The sequence below is a fragment of the Pseudomonas sp. SJZ103 genome (assembly GCF_007828335.1).
Classification (GTDB): domain Bacteria; phylum Pseudomonadota; class Gammaproteobacteria; order Pseudomonadales; family Pseudomonadaceae; genus Aquipseudomonas.
Genome location: NZ_VIUN01000025.1, coordinates 1 through 17571 on the forward strand (window position 1 = coordinate 1; position 17571 = coordinate 17571).

The following is a 17571-nucleotide window of genomic DNA, read 5'->3' on the forward strand; positions in this document are numbered from 1 at the left end:
GGCGTACTTCAACCGCACTCCTTGGCAAAGTACGCGGCGGCCTTTTTTAAGATGTCTCGCTCTTCGGTGACGCGCTTGAGTTCGGCTCGCAGACGACGCAGTTCAGCGTGCTGATCGTCGTCTTGCTGCCGTTCTGCCTGAGGTTTGCTGTAGCGCTTTATCCAGGCATAGAGGCTATGCGTCGACACGCCAAGACGCGCCGCCACATCAGCGACAGGCAGCTTCTTTTCGGTCACTTGATTGACCGCTTGGATTTTGAACTCTTCGGGATAACGTGGGTTGCTCATGGCACCTCCTGATTGGCCTCAGTTTAAGGCATGGAGGTGTCTACGAAACCCGGGGCGATTCAGTTTGTCTGAAAAGTCGCTTTGGCTAAGATGACGTGCTCTGGTTGCTGGGAGGGCCGTTATGGCAGGCCGATATGAAATCTCATCTGCACGTTGGGCGATGATCGAATCCATCGTTCCCCTCCTCAACGCATGGGACGCCCAAGGCGCGATGACCGTCAGATGCTTAACGGTATCTTCTGGATATTGTGCTCGGGCGCCAAATGGCGGGATCTTCCAGAGCGCTTTGGGCCTTGGAAGACTGTTTGTGACCGCTGATGACGGATTGCCCCTGTTGCGGACGGGACGCTTACCCGGTCAGCTCGCGAATTACCCAGAGCCAATGATCGTTTACGTCACAACAGCCCGGGTCAGCTAAATATCAGCAACTGGATCAATCTCGCTCCAGCGCCAACAATGGTCTTTCAGCATGGCCACGCCTACCGACACTTGGCCAATCGGTCACCATTATTCAGAGCATATTGCGATCAAGCTTTACGGCTCCGTCCGATACCCTGAAGCATTCAAACACCCAACCATAGAATGCTACCTACATTTAGGCCCACTACTCCTAAGCGACAAGTCGGCTCCTCGCTGCATCGACTCTATGCAGGCGACTGGCAAACGGCTCATTGCATATATCGCCGTTGACCTATAAAAGCAGATTGAACGATTATGCGGGATTTTTCCAATAGGCTTGGAGTACTCACGGCATGAACTAGAGTTCGTTAGCGCAATTTATATCGCCGTCAGCCCAGCGCTTGATATCACTTATCTTCGGCGATCTAGCACCGACACTCAAGATGTTCTTTGTTGTGTACAACCTGACCTGTGCTTTGTTCGCATCATGTCTTTCTATTTCAATTAGGGCGTTGTTGATCAACAGTCCTTCCGAAAGGAGCTTTTGATTGATCTCACCTTCACTGCGCTCATCGCTAAACTCGCTTAATACGATGACCGGCTTTCCTGTATATGTCTCATGTTCCAGGCATTGTCTTGCCATTAGTCTTAAGTTTCGATAAGTATCGGAGGGCGTCTTCTCGCTAGTGAAGCTGCCGTCATAAGATGAATGACTACTTTTTAATTCGCTGACGGTTATAGCGCACCCGCTGATTGAGATAGAAAAGAATAGTATAGGCAAGGATAAATATTTCAATTTCAACTCCATTGTTCTGGTATGGGCCCTCCGCCGGGCAGGCATCAAATCATGCTTTTTCAGTCGGAATTGTGTTTTGGAAAATCAACAGTCGCCAGGAGTCCACCCTCTGCAGATGTACTTAGCCATACGTTGCTGTTGTGCTGCAGTGCAACCGCTTTGACTATTGCGAGCCCCAGTCCGCTGCCGCTTTGCATTTGATTGGGCTCGCGAAAAAACCTATCGAAGACTCGCGCCCTTAATTCAAATGGAATGCCAGCGCCTGCATCTGAGACACGTAGCTGAGTAGATTTATCAAGTGATCGCACATCTACCTCAACGCGTCCGCCCTCAGGGCTGTACTTCACGGCATTTTCAATTAAGTTATCAATCAGCGACATAAGGCGTTCCCTGATGCCATTGATCCAGCTTTCACCATCAGAGTAGAATTCAAGTTCAATCCTACGCTCAGCCGCTAGGGGGGCCAGCGCAGCCATTTGCTCTTGTATGAGGGTCGTCAGCGGCACAGCCTCCATAACAGTGTCGATGCTTGCTTCGCTATGCATCAGCAGCAATAACTGATTGACGAGACGCGCAGCACGGCTATTGCTGCGAATAATCCCTGCAAGCAGCTCCTGTTGATTAGTGCTGCTTACATAGGACTGCAAAGCCTCAACATTGATTCGCATTGCAGCCAGGGGAGTACGCAGCTCATGAGCGGCATCTGCAATGAAAACCCGTTCCCTCTCAGAACTTGCTCGCACTCTGGCAAGAAATAGATTGGTCGCGTCCACCATTTGGCGAAGCTCTATCTGCTTTGGTCCTTCTTTTAAGGGGGAGAGATCTTCTAAAGTTCGCAAAGAAATACCATTTATCACCTTGCTCCAAGGGCGCATTGCAATACGGACTGATAGCCATGCGGGAAAAAAAAGAAAAGGAATGCACACCAGCAGCGGCAATATGTAGTATCCACGAGAGTTCAGGTATATGAAGAAATTCCAGCCTCCGGCAGGGGTAATAAGTGTTACCTCCGCGTCGGAGTTCCCTGATTTGAGAGTACGGCTATTCCAGCTGCGCCCCTCACTCTGAATGCTCTGAATTTCTCCATACCTGCTATTTGTTACTCCTGTCGGAGCACCATCAGATGAATAAATTATCTTTCTATTCTTACGAACAATGAGGCTGATTGACAGTTTGGGATCTTCACCTCCGCCATAACCTTCCTGCAATGCTTCGCTGAACTTTTCCAGCACAGTAGTGAGGTCCTGCGGGCGATCATCCATGCGCTTAACTAATGTAAGAATGGTTTCGTAAGTATTGCTACCCGTGAGCATAGAGGGGCTTCGCAAGTTCTCCCACAAAATGTAGGTCAGAAAAAGACACCAAAGCAGTGTAAGTAGTAGCATCTGGGCGAGTATAATTCGTCTTGAAAGCGTTGGAGTTTTCAAGTTGAGCCAAAAATTTCGCATCAACCAATCCCTTTCTGAATTGTAGCGGTATCAATGACATACCCCACACCCCGCACCGTTCGCACATAGCCTTCGCCGATTTTGCGACGCAAATTTCCCATATGCACATCCAACGGATTACTCATATTTTCTTTCGCGCCGAATAGCCTTTCCTCCAGAAAACGTCGTGTAAGCACGCGGTCAGCGCGCATCATTAAAATTTCAAGCAGGACGTATTCACTTGCCGTTAAATCAACATTACGTCCACTAACTGTCACGCGACGAGTCGGCATATGAAGAAATAATCCTCGAATTTCTATCACCTCATTTTGAAAACCGTAACTGCGTCGGGCCAGTGCTCTCACCCTAGCCAACAACTCGGCGAGAACAAATGGTTTTACCAGATAGTCGTCTGCACCCGCATCGAGCCCACACAGGCGATCTTGCAGAGTGCCTCTTGCAGTCAGGATGATGACGGGGATCCCCCTGAACTGCTGACGTAAGCATGCTACCAGGCTCATGCCGTCACCGTCGGGCAGTCCGAGGTCGAGTAGCACAAGTTCTGGCACGCAGACATCGAGCTGATGCAACGCATCTACTTTTCGGCGAACCCATATGACATCTAACCCTTGATCTGCAAGTGCGATACGAACGCCATTGCCGAGATCCAGGTCGTCTTCGATTAGGAGAATTTTCACAATAGTTACGTTATCAAAAGTGAATGAAGAACGTCTGAAGAAAAAATATATTAGGAAATCTATTAGGATTTGTCTGAAAAGTCTCTTTGGCTAAAATGATGCCCTCTGATTGCCAAGAGGGCCGTTATGACAGGCCGCTATGAAATTTCATCTGAGCGTTGGGCGATGATCGAAGCCATCGTTTCTCCTCCTCAACACATGGGGCGGCCAAGGCGCGATGACCGCCAGATGCTTAACGGAATCTTCTGGATTTTGTGCTCTGGTGCCAAATGGCGAGATCTTCCAGAGCGCTTTGGGCCTTGGAAGACCGTTTACCAGCGTTTCCGACAATGGCGTGACAACGGCACTTTTGAGCAGGTTCTGCGCCATTTACACCTTCGTTTGTGCGAAGATGGCTTTATCGATCTGAATACCTGGATGGTCGATTCGACATCGATTCGAGCTACCCGAGCGGCCAGCGGTGCTGGAAAAAAAGGGGCCCGCAAGAACCGCAACACCACTGCCTAGGCCGTAGCCGAGGCGGATTGACCACCAAAATACATCTCGCCTGCGACAGCCATGGCTTCCCGCTGGCTGTCATGTTGTCGCCCGGTCAAGAAGCCGACTCGCGCTATTTCATGCCGCTACTGGAACAGATCAGCCTGCCAGGCAGCAAGGGTCGTCCGCGTAAGCGTTGCCGATGTGTACTGGCGGACAAGGGCTATGACAGCCAGATACTGCGTCAGTACTGTGACCGCTACGGCATGCAGCCGATCATTCCCTTGCGCAAGATGCATCGCAAGCCTCGACCAGGCCTGCCTCGACTGTTCGACAGGCCACAATATAAAAAGCGCAACGTGATCGAACGGCTGTCCAGTTGGCTCAAAGAAAAACGTCGGCTCTGTACGCGATACGAAAAACTGGCGAGCAGCTTCAAAGCCATGGTTACACTGGCCTGTATCGAGAAATGCTTGCGGGCTGACTTTTCAGACAAACCCTAGTAATAGCTTACTGAATCGCCGGAATGCTTGGCCGTGGCACGTCGGAAAGCAGGTTGCCGATCCGGTTTCTCCTGCAGGCTTGGCCGTCCCGGCCCATTCGAACTCCATTGGTTCAAAAATCAAGGCGAGCTTTTCAATCTGAGACATTTGCATCATGAGCGTTTGAACCCGGCGATTTGGAGTTCGCTAAATCGCTTCAAGCTTCATGTAGGTACTCAGGCGTTCAGTGATCTGCCAAAGTAAGCGTCCGGCCAATAAATCTTCCTTGCCCTCTCGCTTAGGGCGATAGTGGACATTTTTAAGCAGACGCGATCACACTTATCGCCAGGATTTCAATGCGCCAACTAAGCTCTTATCCCGAACCGTTCAAGGCCCAGGTCGTTCAGGAATGCCTGCAACCTGGCGCAACCGTGTCCAGTGTCGCCATGAGCCATGGCATTAACGCCGCCTTCATACGTAAATGGATGCCGCTCTGAACAAATCGGTGCGCAGAGCACGCCTTGCAAAAAATCCTTTTTGCGGCCGTATCGCGGAATCGAAACCTGTTTGCGTCATACGCGGAACTGATCCATCAGCTTCATTTGTTGATTGGCTCGTGCATTGAGCTGACTACTGACCTGCGCCGACTCAGCCGCTTGTTCAGTCAGCGCTTCGGTCACGCCGCGGATGGTTGAGACATTGCGATTGACCTCTTCGGCCACAGAGCTTTGTTCCTCCGCCGCACTTGCAATCTGCAGGTTCATATCGCTGATCACTGTCACCGCATCGCTGATTTTGCCTAATGCCTGCACTGCTTGTTGGATCTGCTCGGCGTTCTCCTGGGCCAGCGTCTGGTTTGAATGCATGGTTGCCACCACGCCACGCGTGCCAGTCTGGATACGCTCGATGACCAGTCGGATTTGTTCGACGGAGTCCTGGGTTCTTTTGGCAAGATTGCGCACTTCATCGGCGACTACCGCAAAACCACGACCGCTTTCCCCGGCCCTTGCCGCCTCAATCGCAGCGTTGAGGGCCAACAGGTTGGTTTGTTCGGCAATGCTGCGGATGACTTCGAGTACCGAGCCGATTTGCTCGCTGTTGACCGCCAAAGCTTCGACTTCCGCGACGGCCTTGCTGACCTCGCTAGCCAAGGCGTTGATGTCGCGAGTGCTTCTTTCGATGATGGTAATGCCTTCTCTTGACGCTTCGTCGGCACCTCGCGCAGCCTTGGCGGCGCTCGAAGCGCTGTGTGCGACTTCATGTGCCGTCGCGCTCATTTCGTTAGAGGCTGTTGCCAGCTGATCGATTTCGCGAAATTGCACCTGCATCCCTTCACTGGTCTGCCTCGAGATTTCCGAGGACTGGTCGGCAGTGCCGCGAGCGTCAGTAATGCTCTGCTTGATCTGTGCGATGGTAGGTTGCAGTTTGTCGAGGAAACGGTTGAACCAGTTCGCCAACTCGCCCAGTTCGTCTTTCTTGCTGTAGTTCAGTCGCTGTGTCAGGTCGCCGTCGCCGCTGGCAATTGCCTTGAGCATCTGAGCGACCCTGTTGATGGGGCGCGTTACGCCAGAGGCGGTGAACCAGATGAGCAGCAGGCCCAGCAGTCCAGCGCCTGTTGCGACCAGCAGCGACTTCAGGGTGTCGCGGGTTTGCGCCTGGTCAAGCAATGTTTGAAGTTCCAATGAGTCGGCCAGCAGTACGTCCCTGGGCAGGTCAATCACCACCCCCCACGCCGCGGCGCCAGGGATGGGCGCAACTGGGTAGACCGCGCGGATCAATTCGTCCTGACTCAGCACCACCGGCTTTTTGAGTTGCAATGCACTGAGCACTGCCTTGCTTTCATCTCCCAAAGGGACGCTGATGTGTTTGCCGATCTGACCGGCATCCTTGCTGTAGGCGGCGAGGACACCGCTGTCCGAAACAATCAGCATACGGCCCGAGCCGTTGAACAGCGTCTGCTGGGCATCACTGGCTGCCGCTTGCAAAGCCCCGAGTGCGAGGTCCACGCCAATGACGCCGATGACCTTGCCATCGGCAATCAAGGGCATGGAGAGGGTGGTCATCAGTTGTGCCATTCCCGCCTGGGTATCGATAAAGGGTGCCATCAGGCAGGTGTGTCGAGTGTCTCGCGGACAGGTGTACCAACTGTTATAGGGGACGCCGCTGATACTCAGCTCGGTCTTTTGCAAATCGTCTTCGGGAATCACGATATTGACCGACTGACCGGCGCCCCGATTCCAGCCGCTGGTAAAACGCCCTTTTTCATTGGAGGCACGCGCGGCGTCGTTGATGAACTCACTGTCTTTACCTTCCAGCGCATTGGGCTCGTAAAGCACCCAAAGCCCCAATATCTGCGGATTGTGATCAAAGGTGGTCTTGAGGCTCTGGGTCAGCTCTTCACGCAGCGTGGCGGCAGCCAAGCCTTGCCGGGCTGCTATAGTGCGCAAGTTGGAGGCTTGGTCGGAAAGAACGGTGAGCATCAGCAGACTATCGCCGAAGGCCCTTTGCAGCTTACTCGCCTGCTCTGCGGCCTTGGCCTGCAGCAGGTCGTCCCCGCTTTCCGTCAGCATCTTGCTGCTCGACGTACTGATCAACAGGTTGTTCTGACTGCTTTGGTAGAGATTCAGGCTGACGATCAGGCCAATCACGCCCAAGAGGCACAATCCGGAGAGAAGGGTGATCTTTAAGCGGATGGAGAGAGTGTCGAGCATTGGGTTATCTCGCTTGGGAGCAATGTGGGGGTTGACCATCAGCTGGCCTGATCCACTGACTTCTTATTGTGTATGTACCTTCATCGGCAGAGATGCAATTTTAATAAGCCAGATATGTAACGAGTTTTTGTATGCGTACCAACATCGACTGCCCGGTCAATTAACCTCGATCAGGCAGCAGTGCTGCGCTTCATGATCGCTCTTTCCGCCAGAATGTCTCTTTGGCATTATCTGGTGCTTCGTGTTCCAAACCCATACACAAATAAAAAGGTTTATCATTCTCATCGTGACGCGCCGACTGAAATGTTTCTTTATGCATTTAAGCGTCTAAGCCTCACCACCTCACTGAGTCAGATAGAGCCAAGCGCCATGAGAAAGGATCGTTCTATTTATGTTATGCCAGCGAATACACCTTGTAGCGATTGGCAGGCATCCACTGATGCGGTAGGTGAATTGTCCGGACGCTTACCTGCCAGATAACCTTACGGTCTTATCGGCATCATGGTCACTGGGGTGAACGAAGCGACGTTCTGTCTGAACTTGAGCCTCTCACGGATACCTGTCATGTAGCCTGATAGAGCTGTTTACAGCAATTACTATTGAGTACATAATTGAGGCCATAGATGAAACGCAACGTCATGAATGTAGTAAGATTTCAAAGACTTGGAAGGTGAGTTATGATCCCGTCCGCTGCGCCATATTCGGTAACTTGGAACGCTGAACGCCAGGTCACCACAGAAAGCCCGCTTAATCGCGGGCTTTTTGCTGTCCGGAATATGGCAAAAAATCGTACGGCGAACTTTTTTTGAATAAATTGCATTTAAATCAAGACATTACGATTTTTTGGTGTATGATGCGCCCACACCGAAACGAAGGGTGATTAGCTCAGCTGGGAGAGCATCTGCCTTACAAGCAGAGGGTCGGCGGTTCGATCCCGTCATCACCCACCATTCGCTTCAAGTGTTACGCGCAGCGGTAGTTCAGTCGGTTAGAATACCGGCCTGTCACGCCGGGGGTCGCGGGTTCGAGTCCCGTCCGCTGCGCCATATTTGCTTCCGCCAAGGCCCATTGAGCGCCTGGAAGCCACGGAAATAGCGGCCTTGTGCCGCTATTTTTCGTTTCTGGATTCCACTGGAATCCACCTCCAGCCACTTGAAAATTGACCCAAGGCGGATTGCTGATTGTTGTCCCAGCAATTGTGGATAAGCACAGCAGCAGTGTCTTGGTGAAGGCTCGTCTGGCCCCACCGCATGCAGGCGTTGCAATCTGAACGCAAGCCGGCGTCTCGGTTAAATCTTGAATTGCCTCAACAGGCCTTCCAGGCGATGACCGATGGCGTACAGCTCATCGACCGTGTGTACGCCGCTTTGCGTCTGGTCTGCGACGTTTTCAATCGCGCGGGCTATCTGATGGACGCTGCGATTGATTTCTTCGGCGACCGACGTCTGCTCTTGCGCGGCGCTGGCGATGTGCGCGTTCATCGTATTGATGGTGACGATCAACTCGACCGCTTTGCCCAGCGATTGCCCGGCTTGTTCCGCGTGCTGGCTGGCACTATGACCTGCTGCGCCGGAATGACTCATCGCTGTGACGACCTTCGTGGTGGCCTGGTTAAGGCGCTCGATCATCGCTTGAATTTCCTGGGTGCTGAGTTGCGTCCGGCTTGCCAGCGCACGTACTTCGTCGGCAACCACGGCAAATCCGCGACCCGCGTCCCCGGCTCGTGCCGCTTCGATCGCGGCATTGAGTGCCAGGAGGTTGGTTTGCTCGGCGATCGAGCGGATGACATCCAGCACTGTGACAATGCCTTCTACATCGCCTTGCAGGCTTTTCAACGAGACACCTCCCGCGGACAGGTCCTCGGTCAGGGTGCCCAACCGGCCGATGCTTTCATTGACGACCTGCCTGGCGTGCTGGGCCTGCAAGTCGGTTTCGCCAGCTGCATCCGAAGCGCTCTGGGCGCTGATGGCTACCTCTTGCGCCGCGGATGACATCTGATTAATTGCTGCGGCGACCTGATCGGTTTCCTGGCGTTGCTGTTCCATGACCTGATCGATGCATTTGCTCTGTTCGGCCACCTGGGTGACCGATGCATTCAACTCTCGGGCCATGCCGACGATCTGGCTGACCAGCCCGTGAATCTTATCGACGAAGGCATTGAACGACACGGCCACCTGGCCGAACTCGTCGCGGCTGATGGGTAAGCGCCGCGTCAGATCGCCTTCGCCCGCTGCGATTTCATCAAGGTGCTCGCGAATCCGCGACAGCGGACGCAGGCTGCTTTTAACCAATAACAATGCGAGCACGCCGGTGATCCCGAGCGCAATCAGGGCAATGACGGTTATCCCATAGACGAGGCTGCGCACACGCTGATGGATTTCTCCACGCACCTGGGCAACCTGGCTTTCGATACTGTCGAGGTTAATCGCGGTGACCACCACCATGTCCCAGGCGGGCAGGTAAAAGCTGTAGGCCAGCTTGGGAACGACTTTATCCGTATTGATCAGGGCTCCCGAATAGTTGACGAAGTGGGTGTCGTTCTTCGCTGCGGCAACCATTTCCCGGTTCAGGTAAATTCCGTTCTTGTCTTTGCGGTCGCTCATGTCAGTGCCGACGCCTTCGCGGCTGTCGCCCCGAAACAGGCGCACGACCTGACTGTCGTAACCGATGAAATAGCCGTCGTCCCCATACTTCATTTGCGACAGTCGCGCGATCGCCAGCGCACGCGTTGCTTTGTTCCCCGTCTCTGCCTGCACATACAGGTCCGCTACTGAGGTTCGGGCAAGGTTGGCGTAGTCTTTCAAGCGCTCCCGGCTTTCATCAAGCAGGCGTTCCCGAGTCACCGTGACTTCCTGCTCGGCGCTCGACAGCAAGGTGGTGCTCGTTGTCAGCGCCAGCACCGTGGATAACAGCACCACCGGGGCCAGCACCAGCATCAGTACTCTATTTTTAAACAGCATGCTTTGGGTTCCTCACCTGAATCTGTATGAACGCGGCCACAAGGGCCGCGATCGTCGACTTACCAAAGGGCGATGTCATAGGTGAGGTAGAGGCGGTTGCTGTCGCGGCCTCGGGAAAATTCAGAGCGGTAGACATAGTTGCGCATGCGCACACCCAGCCCCTTGAACGTGCCGGCCTGCACAACGTAGGCCAGCTCGGCATCACGCTCCCATTCCTTGACCGTGGTCGTGGACTTGCCGTCATTGCCGCTCAGGTAGCGCGCACTGAAGGTCAGGCCGGGCACGCCGACGGCGGCGAAGTTGTAACCGTAGTTGAGCATCCAGGTCTTTTCGTCTTCTTCGATGAACTTGCCGATGCCGGCGTTGCTGAACGAGTACACGGTTGCGCCGCTGATGTAGGGCAGGCCGGCGTCACCGCGCAGGGTCTGATAGCCCCCGCCGACGGTATGCCCGGCGATGGCGTAGGACAGTTGGCCGCTGAGCATGTCATTGTCGATTTTGCCGGCGTAGGCCGAGCCGCTGTCAACGCTGTTGAAGTAGCGCAGGTCGCTGGTCAGCACGCCACCGGCCAACGGCAGGTCGTGCTGGATACCGGCGAAGTTCTGTCGGTAAAAGTTCTCCAGCTCCCCGTAGAAATAGCTCAGGCGAACATTCTTGCCCCATTTGTACTCGGCCCCGGCGTAATTGAAATCGCCCGACTTTTCCCCGCTGTAGCCGTCAGGCACGATCGGCACGCTGTCGGTGGAGTCGCGCAGTTTGAAACGGTCCAGATGCCCGCCGGTGACGGTCAGGTTCTCAATGTCGCTGCTGCTGACCTGGGTGCCCTGGTAGGTCTGGGGCAATAAGCGTGCATCGTTGTAAATCAGCACCGGCGTCTTGGGCAGCAAGGTGCCGTACTTGACGGTGGTTTTGGCGAACCTGGCTTTTGCGGTAGCGCCGGCGCTGGCAAACTCGTCGGCCGCTCTCCCGTCATCATGCAGCGGCATGAGCCCGGTGCCGCTGCGACCACGGCCGGAGTCGAGCTTTACGCCATACAGCCCCAGGGCATCCACGCCGAAGCCGAGGGTGCCGGCGGTAAATCCGGACTGATAGTCCAGCAGAAATCCCTGGGCCCATTCGGTGCGTTCACTTTTTGCGGTGCGCGCAGCCCGTGCGCTCAAGCCGTGCTCGTCGCGAAAGTTCTCGTTGAAATACACGTTACGCAGTTGCAGCTTGAGTTTGCTGTCATCAATAAAACCTTCGGCGTTGGCCCCTGCGACGGGTACCAGGCCTAACGCGCAAAACAAAGCCCGACGGGTATACACATGGTTCATGGCAAATGACTCGTTGTTGTTATTTGGGGTACAGGGCGATACGCGCCTCGTGAGTGAGGCGCGTTGGAAGGCAGCAGAGGTTATGGGTGAATCAGGTGAACAGGCTGATGGCCCCGGTCAACAAGGCCAGCGCGGTGACGACCAGAGAGGTCAGTACGGCCCATTTGACGGTGGCTTTCTGGAAGTCGCCGATATCGCGATCGACCATGCCCACCAGCAACAGGGTTGAGGCCACCAGCGGACTCATGAGGTGCACGGGCTGCCCCAGGATCGAGGCGCGCGCGATTTCCACCGGGTCGATGCCATAAGCGGCGGCGGCATTGGCAAGGATCGGCACCACACCGAAGTAGTAGGCGTCGTTGGACAGCACGAAGGTCAGCGGCATGCTGGTGATCGCAACCACCAGTGGGAACAGATGACCCCAGGACGGCGGGATCCAGTCGACCAGGGTCTGCGCCAGGGCGTCGACCATCTTGGTGCCGGAAAAAATCCCGGCAAAGATCCCGGCGGCGAATACCAGCAATACCACGGTCATGGCATTGCCCGAGTGCGCCAGGATGCGTTCTTTCTGAATGTCCAATTGGGGGTAGTTGATCATCAGCGCGAGTACAAAACCGATCAGGAACAGGATCGCGGAATGCATCAGCCCCATCACCAGGGCCGCCATCACCGCAATCACCAGCACCAGATTGACGTAGGCCAGCTTCGGACGTTTGTGGGGTGTGTCCTCGAGAATCGCGTTGATGTAGCAATCGCCGCCGCCGCTCTGCAGTTGCACGTTACCGATACGTTTGCGCTCTGCGCGCCCCAGGATGAAGGCGGTGAAGACCACCCACGCGGCTCCGCCGATCATGGTCGGCAGCAGCGGCACGAAGTATTCGCCGGCATCCAGGCCCAGCGCGGCAATAGCGCGCGTCGCGGGGCCGCCCCAGGGCGTCATGCCGCTCATGATGCTCAAGGACAGCATGGAGATGGTCGCCAGGATCATCGGGTTCATGCCGATACGTTTATACAGCGGCAGCATCGCTGCGCAGGTAATCATGTAGGTCGTTGTCCCGTCGCCGTCGAGTGCGACCAGCAGCGACAGCAGGGCGGTGCCCACCGCGATCTTCATCGGGTCGCCATTGACCCGCTTGAGAATTTTGCGGATCAGTGGGTCGAACAGGCCCGCGTCGATCATCAGGCCAAAGAACAGGATCGCAAACAGCAGCAGCGCGGCAGACGGAGCGACCATTTTCAGGCCGTCGAGCATCATCTTGCCGGTGGTGCCGCCGAAGCCGCCAATCACCGCGAAGACGATGGGGACTACGGTGAGCGCGACGATCGGCGATAAGCGCTTCGTCATGATGAGGAAGGTGAATACGACCACCATGGCCAAGCCAAGGAAAGCGAGCATAGGACGATTCTCTTGTTGTTATCGTAATAATGGCTGGCGCCGAGGCGCACGAGCCCTGACCCGCCGGGCGGCAAGCGGCGCCGAGCGGGGAGGGGGTTCAGTCAGGGGTAAGCGTTATCCGGTTGTTGCTAGACGTGTTTGGTGACCGTCAGGTCTTGCCAGGCTTTCTCCGGTGCCGCGCAAGATTTGCCATCGAGCACCCGGTTCAGCGTTTCGCGGTGGCAGGCGTTTTCAGACATCGAAATAACCACCGTCGCGACCGCGTTGCTGGCCAGGCTGGTCAGCGCGCGCGCTTCAGACATGAAGCGGTCAACGCCGATCAGCAGTGCCAGGCCGGCCAATGGGATGTCGTGAATGACCGTCAGGGTCGAGGCCAGTGCCACGAAACCGCTGCCGGTCACACCGGCGGCGCCCTTGGAGGACAGCAGCATGATCGCCAGCATGGTGATGATTTGCGTCAGGCTCAGGTCAATGTTGCAGGCCTGGGCAATGAAAATCGCTGCCAAAGACAGGTAGATCGCCGTGCCGTCCAAGTTGAACGAGTAGCCGGTAGGCAGTACCAGGCCGACGATGCCTTTTTTGCAACCCAGCGCTTCGAGTTTCTCCAACATGCGCGGCATCACCGGTTCCGTGGAGGAGGTACCGAGTACCACCAGGAATTCTTCGCGCAAGTAGCGCAGCAGCTTCCACAGGCTGAAGCCATTGGCGCGGCAAATGCTGCCCAGTACCACGAACACGAAAAAGCCGCAGGCGATATACAAGGTCATGATCAGCTTGGCCAGCGAACCCAGCGACGTGATGCCGTACTGACCGACGGTGAACGCCAGGGCCCCGAATGCACCGATCGGCGCAAAACGCATCAGGTAAGCGAAGATCTTGAAGACCATTTGCGAGGCGGACTCGAGTACATCGAGCACCGGCTTGCCACGTTCGCCCAGTGACGACAAGGCAAAGCCGGACAGCACGGCAATAAACAGGACCGGCAGCACTTCGCCTTTACTGAAGGCACCGATAAAGGTCTCGGGAATGATGTGCATGAAAAACTCCACAACCCCAAGCTTTGCGGCCGACTCCGTGTACTGGGCCAATCCTTTGGTGCTCAGTTGGTTCGGATCGATGTTCATGCCGGCGCCCGGCTGGAATACATACACCGCCACCAGGCCAATCACCAGGCTGATCACCGTCAGGCCGAAGAACAGCAGCATGGTCTTGCTGAGCAGGCGCCCAAGCGAGCGTTTGTCACTCATCCCGGCAATGCCGGTGACGATGGTGCAGAACACCACGGGGGCAATCATCATCTTGATCAGCTTGATGAACGCATCGCCCAGCGGCTTGAGTGCAATGGCCTGCTGGGCCCAGAAATGCCCGACCACGACACCGAGCACCACGGCGCAGAGGATCTGGAAGTAGAGCGATTTAACAACTTTCATGGCATCACCCATTTTTAGAATTGTGTGGATGCAAAAAATGCCAACGACCGCCGTGATTATCCGGCGAGGCGCTGAGAGTCCGAGGCGTAGACGTAACCTGAAAAAAGCCTGCGTGCGGTGCGTACGACAGACGCCTGAATTGTCTCACTGTTGCCGCCGGTGTAGGACAATACGACATCAATCCCGCCGCTCGGGTGTTCGATACGCACCGCTTCAAGGCGCGGTGTACTGATCCCGCCGAGCATCTGCGCAACGATACTGCCGTCGATGACGCACGCGGTGGCCAACCCAATCGAGCCAGTGATGGCCAGCGCGCGGTGGCAGTTTTGCGGCATGAAATAGCGAACCTGGATCGTGCCGCCGGCTTTCGCGGGGGAGACCAGCACCGGCTTGGGAATCACTTTGTCGCTGACATCGCCCAGGCCCATGGCCAGGCCTGCCTGAAGCCGCAATGACTCAAGGCGCCGCAGGAAGTCTTTATCGGCGTCCAGCTCCGCCGGGCTTTCATCGCCACGCTTGCCCAGTTGACGGGCTTCGACGAGCACCATGGGCATCGCCATGTCGATGCAGGTCACGGCAATGCCGTCGATCACGTCGTGTGTATTGCCGGTGGGGAAGAGTTTGCCAGTCTTGCTGCCGGCTGCATCGAGGAAGGTCAGTTGCACGGGCGCCGCGGTACCGGGTACGCCATCGATGGCGGTATCGCCCTCGTAACTGACCTTGCCATCGGGTGTGTAGACGTCGGAATGGATGAAGGTGCCGGTGTTTACGTTGCGAATGCGGACGCGGGTGTGTCCCGGCGAGCCTTTGACCAGGCCCTGCTCAATGGCGAACGGGCCGACGGCACACAGCATGTTGCCGCAGTTGGGGGCACTGTCCACCCGACGCTGCGAGACCATCACCTGGACGAACAGGTAATCGACGTCCGCGTCAGGGTGCAGGGAAGGGCTGACAATCGCGACCTTGCTGGTTTGCGGGCTGCCACCGCCGATACCATCGATCTCCAGTTCATGGCCGGAGCCCATTACGTTGAGCAGTAGCTCGTCACGTTCCTCGATGGCGGCCGGCAAGTCCCAATCCAGAAATACCGGACCCTTGGAGGTACCACCGCGCATCAGCACACAGGGAATTCTTTGCATGACACTGACTCTTGTTGATCAATCGATGTAATTGATGTTCTGGGGGCAAGAGTCTCAAGCTTTAAAAAATGTTTCAAATGCAAAAATTGAAGAGATTGTTGCGTTTTACGAATGATAAATTTACGCTGAATTTCCTTTCGACGCCTTCTTCTGATGAGATAAGACATGGAATATGAGCTGAACGACATTCGATCATTCGTGAAAATCGCCGAACTTGGCAGCTTTCATGAAGCAGCCGATGCGTTGCACCTGTCTCAGCCTGCCCTCAGTCGCCGAATAAAAAAACTGGAAGAGGGGTTGGGCACCTCTTTGCTTGATCGCACCACGCGGAAGGTCAGCCTCACGAGCGTGGGTCGGGACTTTCTTCCAAAGGCACGTCGGTTGCTGGATGACTTCGATGAGTCGATTCTCAATATCCGCGAATTGGCCGAACGCCAGATTGGTCGGGTAACCCTGGCGTGTATCCCTACTGCAGCTTTCTATTTCTTGCCTTCAGTCATTCGCCTGTATAACGAGCGCTACCCGAAAATTCGGATCCGCCTGCTGGATTTGAGTGCCAATGAGGGGCTTGAGGCGGTGCTGCGGGGGGAAGCCGACTTCGGTATCAACATGATGAGTGGGCAGCATCCGGACATTGAGTTCGTGCCCTTGGTCAGCGAACCTTTTGTATTAGCGTGTCGGCGAGATCATGAACTGGCTGGGCGCAGTTCGGTCACCTGGTCTGAATTGAGCGATTACCGCCTTATCGGGGTAGGGCGCCTGAGCGGGAACCGCATGCTGCTCGATCACGCGTTGTCGGGCTTGAGTTGGCGGCCGCAATGGTTCTACGAAGTCCAGCACCTCTCTACTTCGCTGGGCCTGGTGGAGGCCGGCCTGGGGGTTTCGGCGATGCCGAGCCTGGCCATGCCGGCTCAAGATCATCCAACCTTGGTCAGCGTTCCGTTGATCGAACCGGTAGTGAACCGCTCCTTGGGCTTGGTCTACCGTCGGGGATCATCGCTTTCGCCAGCGGCGGAAAAATTTGTCTCGATACTGCTTGAGCAGTGGCCGCAATGAGCCATACGGCTGGTTTTTTCTCAAACACGACGCGGCTCGCCCTCGACAATCTTGCGCATCAGGCTCAGGTAGCGACTCGCTGCCAGCCCCAGGGGGCGGTTCTTTACCCAGATGATATCGACCCATAGCCGCATCTGACTCGGCATGTTGTCAAACACCACCTCCGTCAATGCGCCCGAAGTGATGAGAGGTTGTACCAGCGGTTGCGGAAGATAAGCCCAGCCCAATCCTTGCTGCACCAGATCCAGCGTTGCCAGATAATTGTCGCTGTGCCAAATCCGCCGTGACAGCACAACACGTGGATCAGAGTCTGTAGGTCCTCCAGTAGCCACGATGATCTGCCGAACGTTGACCAGTTGCTCTTCACTTAAGGGGCTTTTCTTGCCGGCGGCCGCAGGATGATCAGGAGAGGCAACGGCGACTAACAATTGGCTCCCTGCTTCAAGAAACGTTTCCCGCTCGTCAAGCCCTGGTCGTTCAAATCCAAGTGCCAATTGCACACGCCCTTCATGGAGCATGCGCATCGCCTCCGGATGGGACGCGGAGCGAATCTCGATTTCAAGCGTTGGAAACTCCCTGGCGATAATGGCCAGCGGACGATTCCATACGCCTGTTTGCAACTCCGGCGCCATCGCAAGGACCAGGCGCTCCTCCAACCCTTGATGAAGCTGGAGCGCATGGGCGTCCAGCAGGTTTAACTGGCTGGCGACCTGTCGTGCCTGAGGCTCAAGTGCTTTGGCGGCGGCCGTAGGAATGGCTTTGCGGGTTGATCGGTCAAAAAGCAATAAATCCAGCTCCGCTTCCAGCTGCGACACCGCCATGTTGATGGCGGAGGGTACCCGGCCCAATTTGCGTGCGGCGGCAGAAAAGGAGCCGCTGTCGACAACCGCAAGGAAAATTTTGAGTGACTCACTGGTGAACGCCATAACGGTTGTCAGATTTCCTGATGATGATTGTCTTTATTTATCAGATTTATTAGCCTAATTTCCACTTCTATTAC

At 55.5% G+C, this 17571-nt stretch carries 14 protein-coding genes, 2 tRNA genes and 4 pseudogenes; 7 read left to right on the plus strand and 13 right to left on the minus strand.

What is annotated here, in order from left to right; genetic code table 11:
• Positions 1-287: pseudogene (locus FBY10_RS30500) on the minus strand (transposase); the annotation flags it as partial.
• Between the two features lie 121 nt (positions 288-408).
• Between FBY10_RS30500 and FBY10_RS30505 the strand changes: the two are divergent.
• A pseudogene (locus FBY10_RS30505) lies at positions 409-602 on the plus strand (transposase); the annotation flags it as partial.
• A 442-nt stretch (positions 603-1044) separates the two neighbouring features.
• On the opposite strand, the gene FBY10_RS30515 reads toward FBY10_RS30505, so the two are convergent.
• The 3 genes from FBY10_RS30515 to FBY10_RS30525 are packed head-to-tail and all read right to left on the minus strand — an operon-like array spanning position 1045 to position 3607.
• Positions 1045-1482: a hypothetical protein gene (locus FBY10_RS30515; protein ID WP_206665934.1), complete on the minus strand. Its 438-nt coding sequence runs from the start codon at positions 1480-1482 to the stop codon at positions 1045-1047.
• 59 nt (positions 1483-1541) lie between these two features.
• Complete coding sequence (locus tag FBY10_RS30520; protein ID WP_145338783.1) at positions 1542-2930, minus strand: HAMP domain-containing sensor histidine kinase; 1389 nt, start codon at positions 2928-2930, stop codon at positions 1542-1544.
• Positions 2930-3607 carry a response regulator gene (locus FBY10_RS30525; RefSeq protein ID WP_145338784.1) on the minus strand — a complete coding sequence of 226 codons (678 nt, stop codon included), beginning with the start codon at positions 3605-3607 and terminating at the stop codon, positions 2930-2932. Before FBY10_RS30525 ends, FBY10_RS30520 begins: the two co-directional genes overlap by 1 nt.
• A 126-nt stretch (positions 3608-3733) precedes the next feature.
• Here FBY10_RS30525 and FBY10_RS30530 point away from each other — a divergent pair.
• Positions 3734-4587, plus strand: a protein-coding gene (locus FBY10_RS30530; RefSeq protein WP_145338785.1) for an IS5 family transposase whose coding sequence is annotated in 2 segments (ribosomal slippage) — positions 3734-4082 and positions 4082-4587 — 855 coding nt in all. Because the reading frame shifts where the segments join, the coding sequence is not laid out codon by codon here.
• 335 nt (positions 4588-4922) lie between these two features.
• The gene (locus tag FBY10_RS30535) at positions 4923-5063 is read left to right on the plus strand and encodes a transposase (RefSeq protein WP_145338786.1); all 141 of its coding nucleotides are present in this window, start codon (positions 4923-4925) and stop codon (positions 5061-5063) included.
• Between the two features lie 75 nt (positions 5064-5138).
• Here FBY10_RS30535 and FBY10_RS32410 read toward each other — a convergent pair whose 3' ends face one another.
• Together FBY10_RS32410 and FBY10_RS32415 are read right to left on the minus strand one after the other, a co-directional pair.
• Positions 5139-5894 carry a methyl-accepting chemotaxis protein gene (locus FBY10_RS32410; RefSeq protein ID WP_371921009.1) on the minus strand — a complete coding sequence of 252 codons (756 nt, stop codon included), beginning with the start codon at positions 5892-5894 and terminating at the stop codon, positions 5139-5141.
• Positions 5895-5996: 102 nt separating this feature from the next.
• A pseudogene (locus tag FBY10_RS32415) lies at positions 5997-7316 on the minus strand (HAMP domain-containing protein); the annotation flags it as partial.
• Between the two features lie 153 nt (positions 7317-7469).
• Between FBY10_RS32415 and FBY10_RS30545 the strand changes: the two are divergent.
• From FBY10_RS30545 to FBY10_RS30555, 3 genes are all read left to right on the plus strand, one after another.
• Positions 7470-7757, plus strand: a complete 288-nt coding sequence (locus tag FBY10_RS30545) for a hypothetical protein (RefSeq protein WP_145338788.1) — start codon at positions 7470-7472, stop codon at positions 7755-7757.
• Positions 7758-8151: 394 nt separating this feature from the next.
• Positions 8152-8227, plus strand: a tRNA-Val gene (locus FBY10_RS30550).
• A 19-nt stretch (positions 8228-8246) separates the two neighbouring features.
• Positions 8247-8323: transfer RNA gene (locus FBY10_RS30555), tRNA-Asp, on the plus strand.
• A gap of 243 nt (positions 8324-8566) precedes the next feature.
• Here FBY10_RS30555 and FBY10_RS32420 read toward each other — a convergent pair.
• From FBY10_RS32420 to FBY10_RS30580, 6 genes and pseudogenes are all read right to left on the minus strand, one after another.
• Positions 8567-9388, minus strand: coding sequence for a methyl-accepting chemotaxis protein (locus FBY10_RS32420; RefSeq protein WP_371921010.1), 822 nt, complete (start codon positions 9386-9388; stop codon positions 8567-8569).
• 36 nt (positions 9389-9424) lie between these two features.
• Positions 9425-10237, minus strand: a pseudogene (locus FBY10_RS32425) (cache domain-containing protein); the annotation flags it as partial.
• A gap of 59 nt (positions 10238-10296) precedes the next feature.
• A complete protein-coding gene (locus tag FBY10_RS30565) occupies positions 10297-11550 on the minus strand; it encodes an OprD family porin (protein ID WP_131699170.1) in 1254 nt (417 codons plus the stop codon).
• Positions 11551-11641: 91 nt separating this feature from the next.
• Positions 11642-12946: a CitMHS family transporter gene (locus tag FBY10_RS30570; protein WP_131699171.1), complete on the minus strand. Its 1305-nt coding sequence runs from the start codon at positions 12944-12946 to the stop codon at positions 11642-11644.
• Between the two features lie 128 nt (positions 12947-13074).
• Positions 13075-14388, minus strand: coding sequence for a dicarboxylate/amino acid:cation symporter (locus FBY10_RS30575; protein WP_145338790.1), 1314 nt, complete (start codon positions 14386-14388; stop codon positions 13075-13077).
• A 44-nt stretch (positions 14389-14432) separates the two neighbouring features.
• A complete protein-coding gene (locus tag FBY10_RS30580; protein WP_145338791.1) occupies positions 14433-15515 on the minus strand; it encodes a 4-oxalomesaconate tautomerase in 1083 nt (360 codons plus the stop codon).
• A gap of 165 nt (positions 15516-15680) precedes the next feature.
• On the opposite strand from FBY10_RS30580, the gene FBY10_RS30585 reads away from it, so the two are divergent.
• Positions 15681-16571, plus strand: a complete 891-nt coding sequence (locus FBY10_RS30585; RefSeq protein WP_131699174.1) for a LysR family transcriptional regulator — start codon at positions 15681-15683, stop codon at positions 16569-16571.
• Between the two features lie 20 nt (positions 16572-16591).
• Here the strand turns inward: FBY10_RS30585 and FBY10_RS30590 are convergent, their stop codons facing one another.
• Positions 16592-17497 carry a LysR family transcriptional regulator gene (locus FBY10_RS30590; RefSeq protein ID WP_131699175.1) on the minus strand — a complete coding sequence of 302 codons (906 nt, stop codon included), beginning with the start codon at positions 17495-17497 and terminating at the stop codon, positions 16592-16594.
• Positions 17498-17571 lie beyond the last annotated feature (74 nt).

Bases quoted from the DNA above. Each gene is read 5' to 3' on its own strand.
- FBY10_RS30520 (WP_145338783.1), bottom strand. From the start codon at position 2,930: ATGCGAAATTTTTGGCTCAACTTGAAAACTCCAACGCTTTCAAGACGA.
- FBY10_RS30545 (WP_145338788.1), top strand. From the start codon at position 7,470: ATGATCGCTCTTTCCGCCAGAATGTCTCTTTGGCATTATCTGGTGCTT.
- FBY10_RS30535 (WP_145338786.1), top strand. From the start codon at position 4,923: ATGCGCCAACTAAGCTCTTATCCCGAACCGTTCAAGGCCCAGGTCGTT.
- FBY10_RS30570 (WP_131699171.1), bottom strand. From the start codon at position 12,946: ATGCTCGCTTTCCTTGGCTTGGCCATGGTGGTCGTATTCACCTTCCTC.
- FBY10_RS32410 (WP_371921009.1), bottom strand. From the start codon at position 5,894: ATGCAGGTGCAATTTCGCGAAATCGATCAGCTGGCAACAGCCTCTAAC.
- FBY10_RS30585 (WP_131699174.1), top strand. From the start codon at position 15,681: ATGGAATATGAGCTGAACGACATTCGATCATTCGTGAAAATCGCCGAA.
- FBY10_RS30580 (WP_145338791.1), bottom strand. From the start codon at position 15,515: ATGCAAAGAATTCCCTGTGTGCTGATGCGCGGTGGTACCTCCAAGGGT.
- FBY10_RS30590 (WP_131699175.1), bottom strand. From the start codon at position 17,497: ATGGCGTTCACCAGTGAGTCACTCAAAATTTTCCTTGCGGTTGTCGAC.
- FBY10_RS32420 (WP_371921010.1), bottom strand. From the start codon at position 9,388: ATGGCCCGAGAGTTGAATGCATCGGTCACCCAGGTGGCCGAACAGAGC.
- FBY10_RS30565 (WP_131699170.1), bottom strand. From the start codon at position 11,550: ATGAACCATGTGTATACCCGTCGGGCTTTGTTTTGCGCGTTAGGCCTG.
- FBY10_RS30575 (WP_145338790.1), bottom strand. From the start codon at position 14,388: ATGGGTGATGCCATGAAAGTTGTTAAATCGCTCTACTTCCAGATCCTC.